The 3,964-nt window shown below is 55.4% G+C and carries 2 protein-coding genes; both read right to left on the bottom strand.

The genetic code is table 11. The annotated features are described in order from the left end of the window. Positions 1–550: 550 nt before the first annotated feature. Positions 551–2,845, bottom strand: a complete 2,295-nt coding sequence (locus BUB78_RS19745) for an arginine/lysine/ornithine decarboxylase (protein WP_073201114.1) — start codon at positions 2,843–2,845, stop codon at positions 551–553. A 539-nt stretch (positions 2,846–3,384) separates the two neighbouring features. Next, positions 3,385–3,660 (bottom strand): hypothetical protein, encoded by a 276-nt coding sequence (locus BUB78_RS19735; protein WP_073201110.1) that lies wholly within the window; start codon positions 3,658–3,660, stop codon positions 3,385–3,387. Positions 3,661–3,964: the final 304 nt, after the last annotated feature.

Here is a 3,964-nt window from a genome sequence, read left to right as displayed (position 1 = left end):
ACGGCCCGCGAGCCGATCAACAGGCCGGATACATATGAGCGATTTCCGAAATCGTGCCAAATTCTCGATTGCGAACAGCAGCCGACACATACATTTGGGCCGTGAGTGACGAGGTTCCAGCTATTAACAATTATTAACCTTCAGGGGCGCATACATGAGCTGCAACGCGAGTGTGCCGAACGCCTCAAGATCATCCACGGCGAACTGGCCGGGCACCTCTGGCAGAAGATCACGAGCGATGTGAACGATCTGATGCAGGTCAGGAACATTATGCGGCGCGCTACGGTGGCACTAGCCAGGCGCCTTCGGGCAAAACGCCAGCCACAAGATAGGACTTGTAAAAACGGAGCCATCCAAACAGGACAAAACGTTCCCAGACGGCTTTGCCACGAATGGCTGGTTTCAGTGCTTAGCGAAATTGGCGGCATCGGCTGTATCAAAGTCACGGGATGGCTATCGTGCCTAGCTCGTAGCAATGCCGCGCCAGACCACCGGGCACTGTGTCGAATTCAAAGAGGCTCCATTGCATGGCGGCGTTGAAGGTTGTCCTTTAGCGTTCCGCGGCACAATCCGCGAAGTATTCGATGCTGCCATTATCGCCCGTTTCCTGCACCAGTCCATGAATATCTGTCTCGAACCCCGGGCACTCCCGCGCAAAGGTTCTGTTGAACTTGAGATATTCAACTATCGTCTTGTTGAACACCTCTCCGGGGATCAACAGCGGGATGCCGGGAGGATATGGCGTGATAAGGCTGGTGGTGATCCGTCCTTCAAGGTCGTCAATTGGCACGCGGTCTGTCATGCGGGCAGCGATATGCGAGAACGCATCTGAGGGTTTCATCGCGGGAGTCAGGTCGCTCAGGTACATTTCCGTCGACAAAATGGCGATGTCGTATTTCGCATAAAGCGAATGCACATGTTGGCACAGATCGCGGAGGCCGAAGGTTTCGTAATGTGGCTGCTTGGCGCAGAACTCTGGCATAGAGCGCCAAAGCGGCTGGTTCCTGTCGTAGTCGTCCTTGAACTGCTGGAGTTCGGTCAGAAGTGAGTTCCAGCGTCCCTTGGTAATCCCGATGGTGAACAGCACGAAGAAGCTATAAAGCCCTGTCTTTTCGACAACTACGCCGTGTTCTGCCAGGAATTTGGTGACGATCGAGGCGGGGATGCCGCTTTCCTCGAAACGGCCATCCATGTTCAGGCCTGGCGTGATGATCGTTGCCTTGATCGGGTCAAGCAAGTTGAACCCGCGCGCCATGTCACCAAACCCGTGCCAGCTGTCCTTGCCGTCGGCTTCCTGAACGCCTTCGGCGTCGGTCCGGCGTAGCACCCACTTGTCGGGGTGATCGACGCCTTCGTCCTCCAGCTCGGTCGGGCCCCATACCTCGAACCACCAGTCGTCGGGGCCATATTCCTCGTCCACCTTGCGCATCGCGCGACGGAAATCGAGGGATTCAAGGATGCTTTCCTCGACCAGTGCGCGACCGCCGGGCGGTTCCATCATCGCCGCCGCCACATCGCAACTTGCGATAATGCTGTACTGCGGACTGGTTGATGTGTGCATCAGGTAGGCTTCGTTGAACAGGTGCCGGTCCAGTTTCGTGTCTTGACTGTCCTGCACCAGCACGTGGCTTGCCTGAGATATCCCGGCCAGCAGTTTGTGGATGGATTGCGTTGCATAGGTAACTGAATGTTTTGGCCGGACGCGGTCGCTGCCCATCGAATGAAAAGTGCTGTAGAAGGGGTGGAACGCAGCGTGTGGCAACCAGGCTTCATCGAAATGCAGGTTGTCCACATAGCCATCCAGCATCTCCTTGATCGTCTCTGTGTTGTAAAGCACACCATCATATGTCGATTGCGTCAGCGTGACGATACGCGGTTTGACCGTGTCGGCGTCGATATGGGTCAACAGCGGATTGGCCCTGATCTTGTCCTTGATCGTCTCGATCTCGAACTCCGCCTTCTGAATGGGTCCGATGATTCCGTAGTGATTGCGCGTCGGCTTGAGAAACACCGGGATGGCCCCGGTCATGATAATGCTGTGAAGGATGGACTTGTGACAGTTGCGGTCCACCACGACGACATCGCCGGGCGCAACCGTATGGTGCCAGACCATCTTGTTGGAGGTGCTGGTGCCGTTGGTCACGAAAAAGCAGTGATCGGCATTGAAGATCCGCGCGGCATTGCGTTCGGACGCGCCGATGGCGCCATTGTGGTCCAAGAGCTGGCCAAGCTCTTCCACCGAGTTACAGACATCCGCGCGCAGCATGTTTTCGCCGTAAAATTGGTGGTACATCTGGCCGATGGGGCTTTTGAGGAAGGCAACGCCACCGGAATGCCCCGGACAATGCCAGGAGAACGACCCGTCGTCGGCGTAATCGAGCAGCGCTTTGAAAAACGGCGGCTGGATGCCTTCAAGGTAAGCCTTGGCATCCCGGACGATATGGCGAGCCACGAAATCGGGTGTGTCCTCGAACATGTGAATAAAGCCATGCAGTTCGCGCAGGATGTTGTTGGGAAGGTGGCGACTGGTTTTGGTTTCGCCGTAGATGTAGATCGGAACATCCTCGTTCTTCCAACGGACTTCCTCAATGAAATTCCGCAAGTTGAGGACAGCCGGATCAAGGTCGGGACCGGGTGTAAATTCTTCGTCGTCTATCGACAGAACAAAGGCACTTGCGCGGGATTGCTGCTGCGCAAACTGCGAAAGGTCGCCATAGCTGGTCGTACCAAGGACCTCGAACCCCTGTTTTTCAATTGCCTCGGCGACAGCGCGGATCCCCAAGCCGGAGGAATTCTCTGACTGGAAGTCCTCGTCGATAATGACGATCGGAAAGCGAAATTTCATATGTTACTCCGAGGGGAAAACTAAGGCGGTTAACGTCGCGTCACTCCCAGGCAGGCAGGATCGGGATCGATTCGTCTTCATAGTGAGCCGGCCGAGAGAATTTCTCTATTTTGATGGTGCCACCGTCAAGGTCTACTTACACCATTTCGGACAAACATCGGTTTTGGTGACCGTTTCCGGCTGTCTTCAGTCATTCGTGCCTTTGGCAACATTGCGCACTTTGGGCTCAACCTGTCGTGAGCTGGACCATGAATCAAGGTCCGGTATCTGCCGGAACAAGCTGCCCCTGGTTTCTTCCAGAGTTACCTCTCGCCGAAGGTACGATTCTTCCAGTTCCGCCAAAAGGACTTGGGGTGCATCCTGAAGCATCCTCCGAGCGTTCCCTTCCGGCCCAGAGAGGACCTTGAGCATGGTGATCTGATGCTGCAGTGCGGCCCGCCATTGCCGCTGTTCGCTGCAACGCAAAATCAGGAGCAATCCGGATTCGCACAAAGCGGGCTGAAGCGGAAGCAACATCCAAGAGATAAGGTCACGGACTGTCAGCTTGCTCCGCGAGCAGCTTCCGGATGCTCAGCCAAAAAGCCTCGCAACACGGCAAACAGTTCACGCGCATGGGGTACGTTGTCGTCGTGCAAAGCCATACGTATATCGTCGCAAAGCATCTCATGTACCCTTTGTGGTCCATGATGCATATGCATCATGTAATCGCCCATCAGTGCGGCATCGAATGCCGTGATGTGTTCATGTTCTGCCAGCGCGTCGATTTCTGCGCGAGTTAAGGCAGACATGTCCTCAACGTCTTCCAATGTGATCATTGCTCTCTCCTCCCAACAGAGAGGTAACGTATCAATCCGAAGACGCTGCAGCCTTGATTTATCGCAAGCCAACCAAGCGCCCGCTTTGAGTTAGAAACGGAAGTGCGTAGACGCGGCGAATACCCCGATGTTTATGCCTGCCTGATCGACATGGACGGCCCCCAGCGGACAAGCGACGCCCCATATGCTAGTATGCGGCCCATGGAAGATGATGGGGTGGATGGCTCCTGCTCCAATCGGCGTCGCAATGCGCCATACTGCAGATGTCCATATCTGCGTATAGGAGGAGCCACCCAATGCAAGT

The sequence above is a fragment of the Roseovarius marisflavi genome, from assembly GCF_900142625.1.
Lineage (GTDB): Bacteria > Pseudomonadota > Alphaproteobacteria > Rhodobacterales > Rhodobacteraceae > Roseovarius > Roseovarius marisflavi.
The sequence above is the reverse complement of the archived record's forward strand: the minus strand, read 5'-3'. Positions and strand labels throughout refer to the sequence as shown.